The organism is Leisingera thetidis, from assembly GCF_025857195.1.
Taxonomy (GTDB): domain Bacteria; phylum Pseudomonadota; class Alphaproteobacteria; order Rhodobacterales; family Rhodobacteraceae; genus Leisingera; species Leisingera thetidis.
Window position 1 is genome coordinate 147,517 of the sequence record NZ_CP109787.1, and the last position, 16,899, is coordinate 164,415.

Below are 16,899 nucleotides of genomic sequence, written 5' to 3' on the forward strand. Positions count from 1 at the left end.
TTCGAGGTTTGGCCTTTCCGCAGTCTGCAGGTGTCCCAAAAATGGGACACCTCGCCTTTTGCGCAGCGCACGGCTGGACCGTTAAAACGGAAAACTCACCCAGTCTGGTCGTCGACGGCTGCGCCGGGGGCGTTTTTCTTGACCGACTCGATGCCGCCATCGCGGCCGGAAGCGCTGGCGTAGCTCTGCGAAGTGCCGATTACCTGGCCGTTGGAGGCCTTCAGGTTGAACATGTGCTTGCCCGCAGCAGTTTCCTTGCGCTCATAGCGCGCATCGTCGCCGGCGTTCTTGCGGACCGACTCGATGCCGTTCTCGGCGCTGGCCTTTTGTTTGTAGCCTTCACTGGCCAGAATGTTCTCGCCGTTTCCTGCTTTCAGGCGGAAGCGGAATTCACCTGCGTTATCGGTATAAAGTTCGAATTTTCCAGCCACCCTGTGCGCTCCTAATTCTTGATGTAGATGAGGGGACTAAAGCATGGCTCAAGCCATCCGGCAATGTTTTGGCGCGGCAGGTGCACTGTAAGCTTGCGAGGACAACTGCGGCCGGGCTGCCGGTCAGCGCCCGCTGTCTTTCCTGCGGCAGTATGCTTCCCACAGGTCAGGGCGGCGGGCTTTGGTGATATCCTCGCTCATCGCGTGCCGCCATTCAGCTATCTTGCCATGGTGACCGGACATCAGCACATCAGGGATTCCCCGGTCTTTCCATTCGGCCGGGCGGGTATACTGCGGATGCTCCAGCAGCCCGGAGGAAAAGCTTTCCTCCTCGGCCGAGGCCTGGTTGCCCAGAACGCCGGGGATCAGCCGTACGGTGGCATCTATCAGCGCCTGCGCGGCCAGTTCGCCGCCGGTCATGACAAAATCCCCCAAGGAGACCTCCTGGAAAGCGAAATGTTCCAGGACCCGCTCATCGACGCCTTCAAACCTTCCGCACAGCAGGGTGATTCCGTCGCATTGGGCAAAATTCTGCATCATCTCCTGGTCCATCCGCTTGCCGCGCGGCGACAGGTATATAAGCGGCCAGTTCCCCTTGGCGCCGGCCATGGTGTGTTCGACCGCTTCGCCCAGAACGTCGGCCCGCAGCACCATTCCGGCGCCGCCGCCCGCAGGGGTATCGTCAACATTGCGGTGCTTGCCCGCGCCAAATTCGCGCAAGTCAGTGGTTTCCAGCTGCCAAAGCCCCTCCTGCAGCGCCTTTCCGGTCAGGCTTTCCCCCAGCACGCCGGGAAAGGCCGAGGGGAACAGCGTGATGACCTTGGCCTTCCACACGCCTGCAAGTTCCGGCGTTGGGGTCATCAGTTCGCGCGGCTTCAGCGTGGGGCGGATAGCCTTGCGGCCGTGGGAGCGGGAGGGAGTATCGGTCATGGCGTTGTCATAGGCGATGGAGGGCTGCGAAGAAAGCAGAGTTGTGCGAAGCTCCCGCCTCGCGTTCGGGGATATTGCAGGCAAGAGGCAATGCCGGTCTCGTCCTCTTGCTCAAAGCTCCCTTTGACCCGTTTCAGAACAGCCCGTCGGGCGGATCGGCAATGATGCGTCCCTGGCCGAGATCGACGGTTGGCACGGCGGCCAGGGTAAAGGGCAGCAGCACCGTTGCCTTCAGCCCCGGCCCGTGGATCTCCAGCAGGTCCGACGCACCGTGGTTCTGGACCGATTTGACCGTGCCCAGCAGAGTGCCGCCGGTGTCATAGACCTCCAGCCCGATCAGGTCGGTGTGGTAATACTCATCATCCGGCAGCTTGGGCAGCTGGTCGCGGCGGGCAAACAGGCGCAGGCCCTTGACGGCATCCGCCTGTTCCTTGGTGTCGATCCCGCCCAGAAGGGCGGCAAAGCCGTTTTTGACCGGGCGGGTCAGGGTCAGCGAATAGCTCTTGCTGCCGTCCTCGTTGCTGAGCGGCGAATAGTCCTCGATTTCTTCGGGGATGGCGCAGAAGCTCTTGAGCCGCACCTCGCCGCGCACGCCGAAGGCGCCGGCCACCACTCCCACGCAGATCAGGTCGCTCATGGTGTCATTCCTTTGCACAGAACCCCGCGCGCAGCCAGTGGCCGCCGGATTGTTCGCAGAGTTCGGTTTGGTGGTTGCGTTCGAAAAAGATGCCCGCGGTAAAGGCCACTGCAACAAAAAACACAAGCCTTATCAACCGTCCCATGCCGGGTCTCAGCGTGTTTCAAGCGGCAGGCAGGCCATCCGGCTTTCCCAGCCGGTTTCTTCCAGCTCCGGCGTGTCTGAGTGCCGCTCCGGGTAGCCAATGCAGAAATAGCCGATGAGCTGCCAGCCTTCGGGTGCGTTCAGGTCTTGGTTCAGCTGCTCAGGATCCAAGACCGATACCCAGCCCAGTCCCAGCCCTTCGGCCCGCAGGGCAAGCCAGAACAGGGTAATTGCAGTGACGACCGAATAACGGCGCATTTCCGGCATGGTGGCCGCGCCAAGGCCGTGGCCCTGGGCGGTTTCGTCATCGCAGTAGATGGCGAGCTGCACCGGGGCATCGCGCATGCCGGACAGCTTCAGCCCGGCATAGCGGGTGGCGCGCTCGCCGGTGTAGCCGGACAATGCCTCGGCATTGGTGGCTTCAAAATTCTTCAGCGCAGCGGCGCGGGCGGCAGCGCTGTCCACCCGCAGGATGCGCCAGGGTTCGCTCAGGCCCACCGATGGGGCAAGCGGAATGGCAGAGAGGCAGCGCATCAGCACTGCCTCTTCCACCGGATCGCTGCGGAACCGGCGCACGTCGCGCCGGAGCCGCATCAGCAGATCAAGCTGGCCGCGGAACTCCTCGGGAAAAGCGCCCCGCAGCTCCACGGAATTATTCCGCGTCTGCAGCTGCTTCGGCGGCTTCAGCAGCCTTCGCAGCTTTCTCTTCGGTGCGCGCTTGGGCTTTCTTGCCCGGGGTGCCCTTGTTCGGGTTGCTGCGCGCGGCCTTTTCACGGACGCCGGCGGCTTCCAGCATGCGGGCGATGCGGTCGGTCGGCTGCGCGCCCTGGTCGAGCCAGTGCTGCACGCGCTCCATGTCCATTTTCACGCGCTCTTCCGAGTCTTTCGGCAGCAGCGGGTTGTAGGTGCCCAGCTTCTCGATGAAGCGGCCGTCGCGCGGCATGCGGCTGTCAGCAGCCACGATGCGGTAGAAAGGACGCTTTTTAGAGCCGCCGCGGGCCAAACGGATTTTCATTGCCATGGGTACATCTCCTTTGATGGCGTTGTCCGGGGTATGCCCCCGTTGTTCCTGTTGTCTTTGTTATTCTTGGTGTTTCTTGTGGTGGCGGATGACTTCATCGATGATGAAGTTCAAAAAAGCCTTGGCGAACTCAGGGTCCAGATCGGCCTGTTCCGCCAGGTCTTCGAGCCGTGCGATCTGCGCCGCTTCGCGGGTGGGATCGGACGGGGGAAGGTCGTGTTCGGCCTTGAGCCGGCCCACCGCCTGGGTGTGTTTGAACCGCTCGCCCAGAGTATAGACGAGAATCGCATCCAGGCGGTCGATGCTTTCGCGGTGGCCCTTCAGCAGCTGGGCTGCGCGGGCGGCGGGATCTTGGCTTTCGGTCGTCATCGGGTTCTCCGCAAAGCAGCAGGCGGGGGTGTCAGCGAGGGGGTGCCATGCGTGCACCGGCCGTGCACCATGTGTGCACCGCTGCGGCGCAGCACAAGCGTTGCCAGGCGCAGAGCAGTCAGCACTTCAGTCAAGAGCCCAGCCCTCCGGCTTGAAAAGAGGGTCGGCGTAATGGGCGATTTCCATGTCGATGCCATGCGCAATCGGGCTGTCCTTCAGGGCGTCCGGCACGGGGTGGCGGTAGACCGCATCATTGCCGTCGATGGTGGCGGCCTCAGGATCCTTCCGGGCGCCCAGCCGTTCCGCAAGCCGGATCGAGTCGAGGTTCTTCGGGTCGATATAGCTGACCGCGGTCTTCCAGCCCAGATTTGAATAAAAATGTCCGCGTGCGGCCTGTACGGCCTCCAGCGCATAGCCCTTGCCCGCGGCACCGGGCCAGATGATCCAGGCGATCTCGCGTTCGGGCCAGCCTGCGGGCTGCCAGCCTCCGGCCATGCCGTAGGTCTCTTCGGTCGCCTTGTCGTGGATCATCCACATGCCGAAGCCGCGGATCTGCCAGTGGCCGATCTCGGCGGCATAGAGCATCCAGGCCTCGTAGGTGTTCAGCGGCCCGCCCATGAAACGTGAGCGGTAGGAACTGAAGGTGGCCTTGAAGTCCGGGTAGTCCTGCGGCGCGGGGCCGCGCAGGATCAGGCGTTCTGTTTCGATCACCGGGATGTCGAACGGCATCAGCGCGCTCCTTCCAGCGGAAGGGCGCGGCGGCGCCAGGATATGATCCCGGGAAGGCGCATCAGTGCAGCAGGCCCCGGGCGGCTTGCGGGCCGGACACGCGGGCCGGCGGGATGTGGCGCCAGGCGCGGATATTGGGCGCAGGCTGCAGGCGGAAAGAGACCGGCTTTTCCGGCCGGGCGCCGACGCGGCGGGCCAGCGCGATGGAAGCATCGTTTTCCTCGGGCACGTAGGAAACGATGCTGTCCCAGCCGGCGTCGGCGAACAGCCAGTCGAGAACGCATTGTGCGGCTTCGCTGGCATAGCCCTTGCCCTCTCCTGGTTCCATCAGGTGCCAGGACAATTCCGGTTCCGGCCAGCCCTTGGGAAACCAGGGGCCAACCAGGCCAACGGTCAAGCCGCTGCTGCGCTCGACCACCGCAAACAGGCCGTAGCCGTGCAGCCGCCAATGGCCGATGATGGTGGCAATCGACCACCACAGCGAATCCGGATCGTCCGCCGCGTCGATAAAGCGCGGTGCGCCCGGGTTCAGGAACGCCGCATTGGCGTCAAACTCCGGATCGGCCGGAGAAATCAGCATAAGCCGATTGGAAACAAGCCTCGGATACGGCTTTTGCACGTCAGTCATCTTATACCCCTCTGACCGGGCGGCGGGCCGCCCGGCATGAATTTCACCCATCCGGTGAAGGAGTATCGGGGAGACTGCGTAATATTCGGTTAAACAGGCCGCTGCCAGTGCCGGGTGGGCGTGGTTCGCGCAGATTTGACGGAGGCTCATGCGTAGGCCTCCATCCCGCCGTCGCAGGGCGCGGCAGGCGCGGGGTGGCGGTAGACCAGCTCACGCCCGTGTTTGGGGTTGTCGAAGTCTTTCTCGAACACCGCGCCCAGCCGTTCGGCCAGCGCCACCGAGCGGGTATTGCCCGGGAAGATGTTGGAGCAGAGGGCCGGCAGGCCCATCACCTCATAGGCATGGGTGCGGGCGGCCAGGGCAGCCTCGGCCATGATGCCGCGGCCTTCGCCTGCCGGGAAGGCCACCCAGCCCAGCTCGGGCTCCGGCCAGCCTTCGGGCTGCCAGATGCCGGTGATACCGAGCGCCTCGCCAGTGTCTTTGCTGGTGATGGTCCAGAAGCCAAAGCCGCGCATCGCCCAATGGCCCACCGACATGGTGAACCAGCGCCAAGCTTCGTTGCGGTCCATCGGCCCGCCAAACCCCCAGGAGCGCGCTTCATCGGCGAAGAACGCTGCCACCGGCCCGAAATCCGCCGCCTCCGGTCCGCGCAGGACCAGGCGTTCGGTTTCCAGCTGAGGGATGGCGGGGAGCTGCATGGCTTACTTCTTCTTGCCGAAACCGCTGAGGCCCGCGGGCAGGCCCATGCCGCCGCCGAGGCCGGGGAGGCCGCCGGGCAGGCCCTTGCCGCCGCCCATTGCCTTGGCCGCCGCTTCCAGCGCCTTGGGGTCCATTTGCGAGGGATCCATGCCGTCCATGCCGGGCATGCCGCCGCCTTTGCCGAACATGCCCTTCATGGCCTGCTTCAGCATTTTGCCTTTGCCCATCTTGCCCATCTTCTTCATCACATCGGCCATCTGCCGGTGCATCTTCAGAAGCTTGTTGAGGTCGCTGACTTCCATGCCGGAGCCGGCCGCGATGCGTTTCTTGCGCGAGGCCTGCAGCAGGGCGGGGTTGGCGCGTTCCTTCTTGGTCATCGACTGGATCATGGCGATCTGGCGCTTCAGCACCTTGTCGTCCATGCCCGCGTCCTGCACCTGCTTGGCCATTTTTCCCATGCCGGGCATCATCTGCATCATGCCCTCCATGCCGCCCATCTGGATCATCTGTTCAAGCTGCATCTTCAGGTCGTTCATGTTGAACTGACCCTTCATCATGCGCTTCATCATCTTTTCGGCCTGTTCGGCCTCGATGGTTTCCTGGGCCTTTTCGACCAGCGCCACGATGTCGCCCATGCCGAGGATGCGTCCGGCGATGCGGTCGGCCTCGAAGGTCTCCAGCGCGTCCATCTTCTCGCCCAGGCCGACAAAGCGGATCGGCTTGCCGGTGACGGCGCGCATCGACAGCGCCGCACCGCCGCGGCCGTCGCCGTCCATCCGGGTCAAGACCACGCCGGAGATGCCGATCTTGGCGTCGAATTCCTCGGCCACTTCAACGGCGACCTGGCCGGTCAGGCCGTCGACCACCAGCAGAGTCTCGCGCGGGGAGACCACGTTGCGGACGTCCTCGACCTCCTGCATCAGCACTTCGTCGATGTGCAGGCGGCCGGCGGTGTCGAGCATGTAGACGTCATAGCCGCCCAGCGTTGCCTGCTGCTTGGCGCGCTTGGCGATGTCGACGGGCTTCTGGCCGGGCACGATCGGCAGGGTATCGACGCCGATCTGGGCACCCAGCACCGCCAGCTGGTCCATTGCCGCCGGGCGGTAGACGTCGAGCGAGGCCATCAGGACCTTCTTACCTTCTTTGTCTTTCAGCCGCTTGGCGAGCTTGCCGGTGGTGGTGGTCTTACCGGAACCCTGCAGGCCGACCATCAGGACCGGGGCAGGCGGGTTGTCGACCTTGAGCTTGCCGGGGTCCTCGTCGCCGCGCAGCACGTCGACCAGCGCGTCATGGACGATCTTCACCACCTGCTGGCCCGGGGTCACCGATTTGGTGACCGCCTGGCCGGTGGCCTGTTCCTGCACCTTCTTGACGAAGTCGCGCGCGACCGGCAGCGAGACGTCGGCCTCCAGCAGCGCCACGCGCACCTCGCGCAGGGCGGATTTGACGTCTTCTTCGTTCAGGGCGCCCTGCTTGGTGAGCCGGTCAAAGACGCCGGAAAGGCGTTCGGATAGATTTTCAAACATGCCTTGCGGCCTCCTGTGCCGGTTTCCAGTTGTGGCGTCCCCGTATGTAGGCGACAAGCGATCCATGCGCAAATGCCCCCACGGGCGTAACACGCTGGTGGGGGGCGATCCCTGGCACGGGCAGGGACCGGAAGACTCGGGCTCTTCCGGATGTTGGGGCAGGCGTTACGCCGATTGGCCGCCGGAGTCAACCTTTGCGGGGAGGCCGGCGGGCAGCCATGCGGTTATTGCATCGGGCAGATGCTGCAGGCCGCCTCGGTTGGCGCAGGCCTTAACCACCGGGTGGCGGTCGGCGCTGATACCACCGGGCGGGATTGGTTCACCGCCCTGGCTGAGATGCCTGGGCCGGCGCCGCCAAAAGCCGGGGGAAGGGTGAGCATGAACCCGGTCAGCCAGGGCGTGTCAGCGCGGCTAAGCCGTCTGCGCGCTTGACTCGGAGGGGTGGGCTTGGCCAACATCGGAAGGCTGGTCCGTTGCCGTCCACTCAGCGGTGCGGGCCGCTTGGATGAGCACCGAGGCAGATCTTCAGCACAGGCTTGCAACGCGAACCTTAGAGTCCGCGGTCCTCAGCGGGCAGCCGCATCAGCCAAGGGAGGATCTTAGACCATGCGCGTTTTCACTATTCTGGGACCGTCGCAGTCCGGCAAATCAACGCTGGCCACGGCGCTCGCCAATCTGGACAGCGCCGCCGGCAAGAGGCAGGAGGTTGCAGGCGTCGCCGCTTTGCAGCCTTTTTCATTTATGGGCGAGGACTGGGCTGCGATCGACATCGCGGGCGGCGCCGACAACCTGGCGCAGGCGGGGCCGGCGCTGGCGTCCAGTGACGCTGCCGTCCTCTGCGTGCCGGCTGACGCCGGGGCTGCGGTGCTCAGCGCGCCGTATCTGCGCAAGCTGGAGGAGGCGGGCATTCCCGCCTTTATTTTTGTCAACCGCATGGACCAGGCGGCGGACAGGGTGGCGGAAATCGTTGCCGCGCTGCAGGCCTATTGCAGCCACAACATCATCCTGCGGCAGGTGCCGATCCGCGAGGACGGTGAAGTTGTGGGTGCTGTGGATCTGATCTCGGAGCGTGCCTGGCAGTATCAGGAGGGCAAGCCCTCGGCGCTGATCGAGCTGCCGGTGGCGATGTATGCGCGCGAGCAGGAGGCGCGGACCGAGCTCTTAGAGGCGCTGGCGGATTTTGACGACACGCTGCTGGAAGAGCTGATCGAGGATCAGAAGGTGATGCCGGAGGAGGTCTATGACGTGGCGACCAAGGTGCTGCAGCACAATGACCTGATTCCGGCGCTGATGGGCTCTGCCGAACACAAGAACGGCATCCTGCGGCTGATGAAGTCGCTGCGCCATGAAGCGCCGGATGTAGGCGTGGCGCTGGAGCGGCTGTCGCAAGATGGCAAGGTGGTCGCGGTCGGCTGCATGGCCGATCTGGTCAAGCATCTGGGCAAGACCGTGGTGGTGCGGGCGATGGATGGCAGTGTCGGCAATGGCGCTCCGGTTGGCGGCGCTGCGCTTGGATCGCTGACTGGCGTCGGGTCGGCGGCACATGCCAGACTGTCTCCGGGCGACATGGGGCAGGCGGTGAAATCAGATCATTTGAATCTGGGCTTTGCCTACGGGCCGGATGGCGCGGCGCCGCTGCCGGACTGGGCGCAGCCGCGGCCCTCGACCTTCCGGCGGGTGATTACCCCGGTGAACGAGCGTGACGATGCCCGGCTTTCCGGGGCGCTGGAGCGGCTGGCGGAAATCGACCCGGCGCTGGTGCTGGGACAGGATGAGGCCAGCGGCCATGTGCTGCTGAACCTGCAGGGCCCGCTGCACATGCGCCGTATCAAGCAGGCCTTGAAAGACGAGTTCGGCGTCGAAGTGGAGGAGGGGCCGGTGCCGCCGGCCTTGCGCGAGACCATCAAGAAATCTGTGCAGGTGCATCACCGGCACCGCAAGCAGTCCGGCGGCGCCGGGCAGTTTGCCGATGTGGTGATCGAGGTGAAGCCCTTGCCGCGCGGCAGCGGTTTTGTGTTCGAGGAAACGGTGAAGGGCGGCGCTGTGCCCAAGAACTACATCCCCTCGGTAGAGGCGGGCGCGCGCGAGGCGCTGGCGCAGGGGCTGAACGGCCATCCGGTGGTGGATATCTGCGTGATACTGAAGGATGGCAAGCATCATTCGGTCGACAGTTCCGACTATGCCTTCCGCACCGCGGGCAAGAATGCGGTCCGGGAAGCGCTTGCGGAGGCCGGAGCGGTGCTTTTGCAGCCGATCATGCGGGTGCATATCCATGTGCCGTCGGTGTTCACCGGCGGGCTGGTGCCGGTGGTGAGCGGCATGAAAGGCCAGATCCTGGGCTTCGAGGCCGAAGACGGCGTCGCCGGCTGGGATGTGTTCGAAACACTGCTGCCGATGTCGGCGCAGGATGATCTGTGCAACACATTGGCCAGCGCCACCCGCGGCACCGGCTGGTTCAGCACCGATTTCGACCACTATGAGGAGGCCCGGCGGGCCGATTTCGCCGAGGCGTGATGCGACGGGGCGGCGGGTGGAAGCGCCCGCCCAGCGGTGCTATGGCGCAAAACGGGGCGCAGGGGGCGGAACACCTCTTGCGCCCCGCCGCCAATTTGCGTGATCTGCGCAGCAATTCGACACTGACTTGCGGAGTAAGACCATGGATGCCTCCTCGGCCTATCAGGACAGCCTGCCTGTCTCCTCGGACGCGCTGCTGAAGCAGCTGGATGACTGGGGGCTGGCGTATGTGCTGCACGAGCATGTGCCGCTGCGCACGGTGGAAGATGCCAAGGGTGTCGAGGAGCAGTTCATGGTGCCGGGCGAGAACGCGCTGCGGCTGAAGAACCTGTACCTGCGCGACAAGAAGAAGCGGAACTACCTGGTGACGCTGCAGCAGGACCGCGAGATCGACCTGAAAGGCCTGGGCGCAGAGCTGGGGGCGGGCAACCTGTCGTTCGGCTCAGCCGACCGGCTGCTGGAGAACCTCGGCATCCGGCCCGGTGCGGTCAGCCCGCTGGCGATGATCACCGGGGCGGAGAAAGGCGTCATTTTCTATATGGACGCGCAGGCGCAAGAGGCCGACGTGATCTACATGCACCCGCTGGTCAATGACCGCACGGTGGCAATGAAACGCAATGATGTGATGGCGTTCCTTGCGCGCATCGGCGTTGACGTGCGCTGGGTCTAACCTGCCTTTTCCTGCTCCAGCGCCAGATCCAGCGCCGCAGCCACATGGGCGGCGGAGGAGTTCACGAACAGGAAGCCGTCGGCCTCGAAACTGACGTCGTCAATGTGATCGGGGAAGGCCAGCGGCAGTTCGGTGCAGGCCAGCAGGATGGCGGTGCCGGGCCGGGCATGTTTGGCGCAGAACCGCAGCAGGCGGTTCCGCGCGGCGGCAGAGGCGCCGCCATAAAAGTCCTCGTCGATCATGGCCTGCATTTCGGCAATTTCGGCCTCCGGCAGGGGGGCATTTGCGCTGACTCCGTGTCCGGCAAGAACATTGGCATAATTGCGGGCCTGCATGGTGACGGCGGTGCCGAGCACCAGCGCCTGGGTGGCCCCGGTTGCCGCGGTAGCCTGGGCGGTGGCGTCGAAAATGCTGAGGACCGGCATCATCACCCCGTCGCGGATCGCGTGCAGCCGGGCATGCGGGGTATTGGAGGCGATGATGGCAAAGTCGCAGCCCGCCCGTTCCAGCGTCAGCATGGCATCGCGGAAGATGGCGTCGAAGGCGGCCCAACTGGCCTCGTCACCGGGGCGGCCGCGCAAAGCACGTGTCTGGGCCTGCACCACGGATTCGATGGTGATCGGCGGAACCGGCAGCGGAGAGCCCGCGCCGCGCTCCGCAAAGAACCGCCCGGCGCCTTCGCAGATGGCGCGGTAGTAGTCGATGGTGGAGGCCCAGCCGACACCGCCGAGAATGCCGATCTTCTTCATCAAATGACCCGCCCCTGAAAAGCTGATGCAGGCAGACTGGCACGGCAGCGGGAGACTGCCAAACGCAAAAATGCCGCCAGCTCTCCGGGGGAGGGCTGGCGGCATTGCCGGGACGCCGGGGATCAGGCGGCCAGTGCCTCGATCTGGCCTTTCGCCTTGGCGAGGGCGCCGTCGGCGTCGATAGACATGGCGTCGGCGGCGACGACCTCAACGTCGGTGATGCCGATGAAGCCCAGCACGTGGCGCAGATAGGTGGTGGCAAAGTCGATGTCGGAGCCGGCCTGGGTGCCGCCCGAGGCCATGACGATGATGGCGCGCTTGCCTTCCAAGAGGCCGACGGGGCCGGTTTCACGGTACTGGAAAGTCATGCCGACACGAGCCACCAGGTCGACCCAGGCTTTCAGCGTGGAGGGCACCGAGAAGTTGTAGACCGGCGAACCGATCACGATGGTATCGGCCTGCTTCAGCTCCTCGACCAGCGAGTCGGAGAGGGCGAGCAGCTGTTTCTGCTCCTCGCTGCGCTGGTCCGCCGGGGTGAAGTTGGCCCCCACCCAGGCGCCGTCCAGCAGCGGCAGCGGCGCGGCCAGGTCGCGGCGGATCACTTGCCCGGCGCCAAGGCGGCGGACGATCCGGGCCGAGAGGTCGCGGGTGACAGAGCCCTCAGTGCGGGCGGAGGAGTCGATATGGAGAACTGTGCGGGTCATTTTCGTGTTCCTGTGCTTGTTGCTGTCACGAATTTGGGGTATTGCAAATTCGAACGCAACGCCGCTTAATTCACATGAGTTGTGCATCTGTGCGCATTGCGACTCCGGCTGGCAAGGAGGCTGCCATGGACAATTGGGATGAAGTCCGTACTGCGTATCAGGTCGCCCGCATGGGCACGGTCAGCGGCGCGGCGGAAGTGCTGGGGGTGCATCATGCCACCGTGATCCGCCACATCGACGCGATCGAGGCGCGGCTGGGAGTGAAGCTGTTCCAGCGCCACGCCCGCGGCTATACCCCGACGGAATCCGGGCAGGACCTGCTGCGGGTGGCGCAGGCCACGGATGATCAGTTCAGCCAGCTGGTCGGGCGGCTCAAGGGCCAGGGGGACGACGTCTCGGGGGAGCTGGTGGTGACCTCGCTGGCGTCTTTTGCGCCGATGATGGTGCCGGCGCTGCGGGAATTCCAGGACATGCATCCTGGGCTGATCATCCGCTACCTGACCGGCGACCGGCTGTTCCGGCTGGAATACGGCGAGGCGCATGTGGCGGTCCGCGCGGGCAATGCGCCGGATCAGCCCGACAACGTGGTGCAGCCTTTCATGAAGCAGCAGATCGGGCTTTACGCCGCCAAGTCCTATGCCGAGAAATACGGGCCGCTGAAAGGGCTGGAGGATATTCCCAACCACCGGTTTGTCGGCCAGGACGATGAGGCCAGCCGGGCGCCGTATTCGCGCTGGCTGCGGGCCAATGCCCCGGCGGAGGCGATCGCTTTCCGCTGTACCGACGGCTTTACCCTGAAGGCGGCGGTGCAAAGCGGTGCGGGGATCGGCTTCATGGCGGCCTGGGAGGCGCGGCAGCAGCCGGATCTGGTGGAGATGATGCCGCCGCAGGAGGATTGGGAAGGGACCCTGTGGCTGGTCACTCATGTGGATTTGCACCGCACGACCAAGGTGCAGGCCTTCCTGAAGTTCCTGAAGGAGCAGGTGAAGGATTGGCAGCTGTGAGCGAGGCACTGCGCGGGCATCTGGCGATGCTGATGTTTTCGGCACTGGTGGCGGGTTCGTTCTCGCTGGGCGTGATGGTGGCGAACGAGATCGCGCCCGCGGCGCTGAATGCGGCACGCTTTGGCATTGCCGCCGTGGTCATTGGTGTGGCGGCGATGGCCACCACCGGGCTGCAGCGGGCGCATTTCCGGGCGCCCTGGCGGTTTGCGGTGCTGGGCGGGCTGTTCGGCGGTTATTTCGTGCTGATGTTCTACGGGCTGCAGACGGCGGCGCCGGTGAGTGCTGCGGCGGTGTTTACGCTGGTGCCGGTGATGAGCGCGCTGTTCGGCTGGCTGCTGCTGCGGCAGGTGACCTCGGTCTGGATGGCGCTGGCGCTGGCGATTGGTGCGGGCGGCGCCATGTGGGTTATCGTGCGCGGCGATTTGGGTGCGCTGGCAGCGTTTGAGATCGGCCAGGGCGAGATCATCTATTTCTGGGGCTGCGTGCTGCACGCCATCTATACGCCGATGGTGCGCAAACTGAACCGCGGCGAGCCGGCGGTGGTGTTTACCTTCGGAATGCTGCTGGCGGGCGGCGCGCTGCTGGCCGTGTTTGGCTGGCGGGACATCCAGGCCACCGATTGGGCCCAGCTGCCCGGCATCGTCTGGATCGGGCTGTTCTACCTGGCGGTCTGTGCCAGCTCTGCCACCTTTGTGCTGCTGCAATACGCGGCGATGCGGCTGCCCTCGGCCAAAGTGATGGCCTATACCTACCTCACCCCCAGCTGGGTGATCCTGTGGGAGATCGCGCTGGGCCGCGGCGCCCCGCCGGGCATGGTGCTGATCGGCGTGGCGATGTCGGTTGTGGCGCTGGTGATGCTGCTGGAAGGAGATGCCAAGACGGTGCGCGCCTGAGCGCCGCCCCTGGGGGCTTGCGGCAAGTCAACAATAATCCCTTGTTTTCCGTTATACTGGTCCTGAGGGACGCGTCAGGAAAAGGAGGGAGATATGTTTCATCACATCATGGTGCCCGTCGACCTGCACTTGCCCCCAACGGTTGTGAAAGCAATGGATGTGGCGGCGGATTTCGCCAAGAACCACGGCTCGCGCGTGACGCTGGTGCATGTGACCGACCAGCAGATTCACGGAGCCCATACCGTGGGGCCGTCCGGCGATGAGCTGGCCGCTCTGGCGAGCAAGATGGCAGAGCAGACCGGTGCACGGGTCGAGGGGCTGCCGATCTATTCCGTGGATGTCGGGGCAGAGATCGACTCCATCCTGCCCCGGACCGCGAAAGAGCTGGAAGTCGACTTGGTGGTGATGGGCACTCATATGCCCGGAATCCTGGACTATGTGTTCTCGTCCCATGCCAGCCATCTGGTGCTGCATTCCGAAGCGTCGGTGTTTGTGGTCCGCTAGCTGCCGGCCTGAGTGTCTTCGGCGTTGAGCTCCGCTTCGAGGAAGCGTTCGAAGGCATCCAGGTTGACCGGCTCGAACTGGCCGAAACCCTGCATCCAGACGGATGCGCTGCGCATCGCATCGGGCTGCAGCTTGCACCATTTGACCCGGCCGCGCTTTTCCTGCGCGATCAGCCCGGCGCGGGTCAGGATCGTCAGATGCTTGGAAATCGCCGCCAGCGACATCTCGAACGGCTCCGCCACATCGGTCACCGCCATGTCGTCCTCCAGCAGCATGGTGAGGATCGCCCGGCGGGTCGGGTCGGCCAGGGCTGCAAAGACGGTGTCGAGGGGATCGCTCATGCCTTCACTCCTATCCACAGCCTGCGGGTTTGACAATCTGTCCTGAGCCGTCATGGTGGCGCTCTTTGCACGCGGGGATTGATGGCATGGCATTGAAATACTGGCTGGTGATTTTCATTCTCGGCATCGGCTGGGGCATGTCGTTCATGTTCAACGCCATCCTGCTGCGCGAGCTGGGGCCGCTGTCGGTCTCGATGGGGCGGGTGGGGTTTGGCGCGCTGGGCTGCTGGATCTATGTGCTGGCGGCCCGCAAACGAGTGCCTGCGGGCGCTGGGCGCTGGCTGGGTTTGTTCGGCTTCGGTGTTCTCAGCTATGCCGGCCCCTTTGCCTTTTACGCGCTGGGCCAGCAGCATATTGCCAGCGGCGTGGCCGGGATCGTCAATGCCACCACCCCGGCAATGGCGGTGGTGGTCTCGCATTTCTGGCCAAGCGGCGAGCGGGCGACGCTGCTGAAGTCGCTGGGGGTGCTGTGCGGCTTCCTCGGGATCGTGCTGCTGTCGCTGCCGCTGTTGCAGGGCGGCCAGTCCTCCGAGGCCTGGGCCGTGCTGATCACCCTGTGCGCGCCCTTGTGTTATGCCTTCTCGGTCAACTTTGCGCGCAGCTTCCGGGATATGGAGCCGGTGGTGCTGGTGGCGATTGCGCTGACCGGGGCGACCGCCGCGATTGCGCCGCTGGCGGTCTGGAGCGAAGGCCTGCCGCATGTGACTCGGATGGAGACCTGGGCCTCCCTGTTCGTGATCGGCTTTGTGCTGACCTCGGCGGCCTTCATCGCCTTTTACTGGGTGCTGCCCAAGGTGGGGCCGACCAATATCACCCTGCCGACGCTGATCGCGCCGGTCTCGGCGCTATTCCTGGGCACCTATGTTCTGGAGGAGCAGCTGCTGGCGGAACACCTGTGGGGCATGACGGCGATCCTGCTGGGGCTCTTGCTGATCGACGGACGGATCGTGCGCTGGGGGGCGGCAAAGCGGCCGGTCCGCTAAGATCAACCTTTTGGTTGAATATGGATTCCGCCTGCTTCTGCCGCTAACGGGCCGCGCGAAAGATTGGCGCGGCGGCAGGTGTTTCAGTTTTATCGTATTATTTTCAACGTCTTAGTGAAAGTTTCGGGCTGCATTCCTGGCAATTGACTCCTAAGCCCCTTGGCCTTAGCACCCTTCACAGAAATTCGCGTGAGGATGGCGCCCGTGACCGACGACGACCAAAAGCAGCGCATGGCGCAGCTGGAGGAGAAGCTGGCGGCGGCGCGTAAGGCCCAGGAGCCCAAGCCGCGCGCGGATGAGCATTATTCGATGGCCAACATGGCCTGGCGGATGGTGATCGAATTGGTGGCCGGTCTCGCGATCGGATTTGGCATCGGATACGGGCTGGACCTTCTGTTTGGAACCCTGCCCATCTTCATGGTGCTGTTCGTAATGCTGGGCCTGGCGGCTGGAGTGAAGACGATGCTTCGCACCGCGCAAGAGATCCAGGAACAGAAACTGGCCGATGAGGCCAAGAAAAATGCGCAAGACCGGGATTGATCCGACGGGATCAGCGACCGGCGACAGGAGAAGCGGACCGATGGGCAAAATATTCTTTTTCGCAGCTCTGGCACTGGTTGTCGTGTCGGGGCTGATTTTCGCTCCGGCGGAAGCAGAGCTGGCAATTCATCCGATGGACCAGTTCATTGTGGCGCCTCTGTTCGGCGATCACATCTCCTGGTATACCCCGACCAACGTGACCCTGTGGATGGGGCTGGCGGTTCTGGCTGTTTTTGCCTTGCTGGTGCTGGGTTCTTCGCGCCGCGCCATCGTGCCGGGCCGCACCCAGTCGGTTGCGGAACTGGCCTATGGCTTCATCTACAAGATGGTCGAGGACGTGGCCGGCAAGGACGGCGTCAAGTTCTTCCCCTACATCATGACCCTGTTCATGTTCATCGTAATGGCCAACTTCCTGGGCCTGATCCCCGGCTCGTTCACCACTACCTCGCATATCGCGGTGACTGCGGTTCTGGCGGCGCTGGTGTTCTTCACCGTGACCATCCTCGGCTTCGTCAAGAATGGTGCCGGTTTCCTCGGCCTGTTCTGGGTGTCGAGCGCGCCGCTGGCGCTCCGCCCGATCCTGGCCATCATCGAACTGATTTCCTACTTCGTGCGTCCTGTCAGCCATAGCATCCGTCTTGCTGGCAACGTGATGGCAGGCCACGCGGTTCTGAAGGTGTTTGCAGGCTTTGCCGCAGCACTGGGCATGTTCAGCTTCCTGCCGATCTTTGCCATCACCGCGGTTTATGCGCTCGAAGTCCTGGTGGCCTTCATCCAGGCCTACGTGTTCACCATCCTGACTTGCGTGTACCTGAAGGATGCACTGCACCCGAGCCACTAAGGCCAGGATCTGAAAGCTTACCGGGCGCGGCCGGAACGGCCC

General features: G+C 64.3%; 21 protein-coding genes. 8 read left to right on the forward strand and 13 right to left on the reverse strand.

What is annotated here, in order from left to right:
* Nucleotides 1–95 precede the first annotated feature (95 nt).
* The 10 genes from OKQ63_RS00675 to ffh form a co-directional block, all read right to left on the reverse strand.
* Complete coding sequence (locus OKQ63_RS00675; protein WP_264212075.1) at nt 96–431, reverse strand: YegP family protein; 336 nt, start codon at nt 429–431, stop codon at nt 96–98.
* A 123-nt stretch (nt 432–554) separates the two neighbouring features.
* Nucleotides 555–1,361: a tRNA (guanosine(37)-N1)-methyltransferase TrmD gene (trmD, locus tag OKQ63_RS00680; protein ID WP_264212076.1), complete on the reverse strand. Its 807-nt coding sequence runs from the start codon at nt 1,359–1,361 to the stop codon at nt 555–557.
* A 133-nt stretch (nt 1,362–1,494) separates the two neighbouring features.
* Complete coding sequence (gene rimM, locus OKQ63_RS00685) at nt 1,495–1,998, reverse strand: ribosome maturation factor RimM (protein WP_264212077.1); 504 nt, start codon at nt 1,996–1,998, stop codon at nt 1,495–1,497.
* 153 nt (nt 1,999–2,151) lie between these two features.
* Nucleotides 2,152–2,736, reverse strand: coding sequence for a 5,6-dimethylbenzimidazole synthase (bluB, locus tag OKQ63_RS00690; RefSeq protein WP_264213855.1), 585 nt, complete (start codon nt 2,734–2,736; stop codon nt 2,152–2,154).
* Nucleotides 2,737–2,794: 58 nt separating this feature from the next.
* Nucleotides 2,795–3,163: a 30S ribosomal protein S16 gene (gene rpsP / locus OKQ63_RS00695; protein ID WP_264212078.1), complete on the reverse strand. Its 369-nt coding sequence runs from the start codon at nt 3,161–3,163 to the stop codon at nt 2,795–2,797.
* 60 nt (nt 3,164–3,223) lie between these two features.
* Nucleotides 3,224–3,532 (reverse strand): chorismate mutase, encoded by a 309-nt coding sequence (locus tag OKQ63_RS00700; RefSeq protein ID WP_264212079.1) that lies wholly within the window; start codon nt 3,530–3,532, stop codon nt 3,224–3,226.
* A 126-nt stretch (nt 3,533–3,658) separates the two neighbouring features.
* Nucleotides 3,659–4,261 (reverse strand): GNAT family N-acetyltransferase, encoded by a 603-nt coding sequence (locus tag OKQ63_RS00705; protein WP_264212080.1) that lies wholly within the window; start codon nt 4,259–4,261, stop codon nt 3,659–3,661.
* A gap of 61 nt (nt 4,262–4,322) precedes the next feature.
* Nucleotides 4,323–4,889, reverse strand: coding sequence for a GNAT family N-acetyltransferase (locus OKQ63_RS00710; RefSeq protein WP_264212081.1), 567 nt, complete (start codon nt 4,887–4,889; stop codon nt 4,323–4,325).
* 146 nt (nt 4,890–5,035) lie between these two features.
* Nucleotides 5,036–5,587, reverse strand: coding sequence for a GNAT family N-acetyltransferase (locus tag OKQ63_RS00715; RefSeq protein ID WP_264212082.1), 552 nt, complete (start codon nt 5,585–5,587; stop codon nt 5,036–5,038).
* A gap of 3 nt (nt 5,588–5,590) precedes the next feature.
* Nucleotides 5,591–7,114 (reverse strand): signal recognition particle protein, encoded by a 1,524-nt coding sequence (ffh, locus tag OKQ63_RS00720; protein ID WP_264212083.1) that lies wholly within the window; start codon nt 7,112–7,114, stop codon nt 5,591–5,593.
* Nucleotides 7,115–7,720: 606 nt separating this feature from the next.
* On the opposite strand from ffh, the gene OKQ63_RS00725 reads away from it, so the two are divergent.
* Together OKQ63_RS00725 and OKQ63_RS00730 are read left to right on the forward strand one after the other, a co-directional pair.
* Entirely contained in the window at nt 7,721–9,628 is a 1,908-nt protein-coding gene (locus tag OKQ63_RS00725; protein WP_264212084.1) for an elongation factor G, read from the forward strand.
* A gap of 142 nt (nt 9,629–9,770) precedes the next feature.
* Complete coding sequence (locus OKQ63_RS00730) at nt 9,771–10,298, forward strand: prolyl-tRNA synthetase associated domain-containing protein (RefSeq protein WP_264212085.1); 528 nt, start codon at nt 9,771–9,773, stop codon at nt 10,296–10,298.
* Here OKQ63_RS00730 and OKQ63_RS00735 read toward each other — a convergent pair.
* Together OKQ63_RS00735 and OKQ63_RS00740 are read right to left on the reverse strand one after the other, a co-directional pair.
* The gene (locus tag OKQ63_RS00735; protein WP_264212086.1) at nt 10,295–11,047 is read right to left on the reverse strand and encodes an aspartate/glutamate racemase family protein; all 753 of its coding nucleotides are present in this window, start codon (nt 11,045–11,047) and stop codon (nt 10,295–10,297) included. The genes OKQ63_RS00730 and OKQ63_RS00735 overlap by 4 nt on opposite strands.
* Nucleotides 11,048–11,169: 122 nt before the next feature.
* The gene (locus OKQ63_RS00740; RefSeq protein ID WP_264212087.1) at nt 11,170–11,751 is read right to left on the reverse strand and encodes an FMN-dependent NADH-azoreductase; all 582 of its coding nucleotides are present in this window, start codon (nt 11,749–11,751) and stop codon (nt 11,170–11,172) included.
* A gap of 125 nt (nt 11,752–11,876) precedes the next feature.
* Between OKQ63_RS00740 and OKQ63_RS00745 the strand changes: the two genes are divergently transcribed.
* The 3 genes from OKQ63_RS00745 to OKQ63_RS00755 all read left to right on the forward strand — a co-directional run bounded on the left by OKQ63_RS00745 (nt 11,877) and on the right by OKQ63_RS00755 (nt 14,152).
* Nucleotides 11,877–12,755: a LysR family transcriptional regulator gene (locus OKQ63_RS00745; RefSeq protein WP_264212088.1), complete on the forward strand. Its 879-nt coding sequence runs from the start codon at nt 11,877–11,879 to the stop codon at nt 12,753–12,755.
* Nucleotides 12,752–13,648, forward strand: a complete 897-nt coding sequence (locus OKQ63_RS00750) for a DMT family transporter (protein WP_264212089.1) — start codon at nt 12,752–12,754, stop codon at nt 13,646–13,648. Before OKQ63_RS00745 ends, OKQ63_RS00750 begins: the two co-directional genes overlap by 4 nt.
* Before the next feature lie 93 nt (nt 13,649–13,741).
* Nucleotides 13,742–14,152 (forward strand): universal stress protein, encoded by a 411-nt coding sequence (locus tag OKQ63_RS00755; protein WP_264212090.1) that lies wholly within the window; start codon nt 13,742–13,744, stop codon nt 14,150–14,152.
* Here OKQ63_RS00755 and OKQ63_RS00760 read toward each other — a convergent pair.
* Complete coding sequence (locus tag OKQ63_RS00760; RefSeq protein WP_264212091.1) at nt 14,149–14,493, reverse strand: ArsR/SmtB family transcription factor; 345 nt, start codon at nt 14,491–14,493, stop codon at nt 14,149–14,151. The genes OKQ63_RS00755 and OKQ63_RS00760 overlap by 4 nt on opposite strands.
* A gap of 86 nt (nt 14,494–14,579) precedes the next feature.
* Here OKQ63_RS00760 and OKQ63_RS00765 point away from each other — a divergent pair, with 86 nt between their 5' ends.
* From OKQ63_RS00765 to OKQ63_RS00775, 3 genes are all read left to right on the forward strand, one after another.
* The gene (locus tag OKQ63_RS00765) at nt 14,580–15,476 is read left to right on the forward strand and encodes a DMT family transporter (RefSeq protein ID WP_264212092.1); all 897 of its coding nucleotides are present in this window, start codon (nt 14,580–14,582) and stop codon (nt 15,474–15,476) included.
* A gap of 195 nt (nt 15,477–15,671) precedes the next feature.
* The gene (locus tag OKQ63_RS00770; protein ID WP_434086050.1) at nt 15,672–16,016 is read left to right on the forward strand and encodes an AtpZ/AtpI family protein; all 345 of its coding nucleotides are present in this window, start codon (nt 15,672–15,674) and stop codon (nt 16,014–16,016) included.
* Nucleotides 16,017–16,056: 40 nt separating this feature from the next.
* A complete protein-coding gene (locus OKQ63_RS00775; protein ID WP_264212094.1) occupies nt 16,057–16,857 on the forward strand; it encodes a F0F1 ATP synthase subunit A in 801 nt (266 codons plus the stop codon).
* The last annotated feature ends 42 nt before the right edge of the window (nt 16,858–16,899 follow it).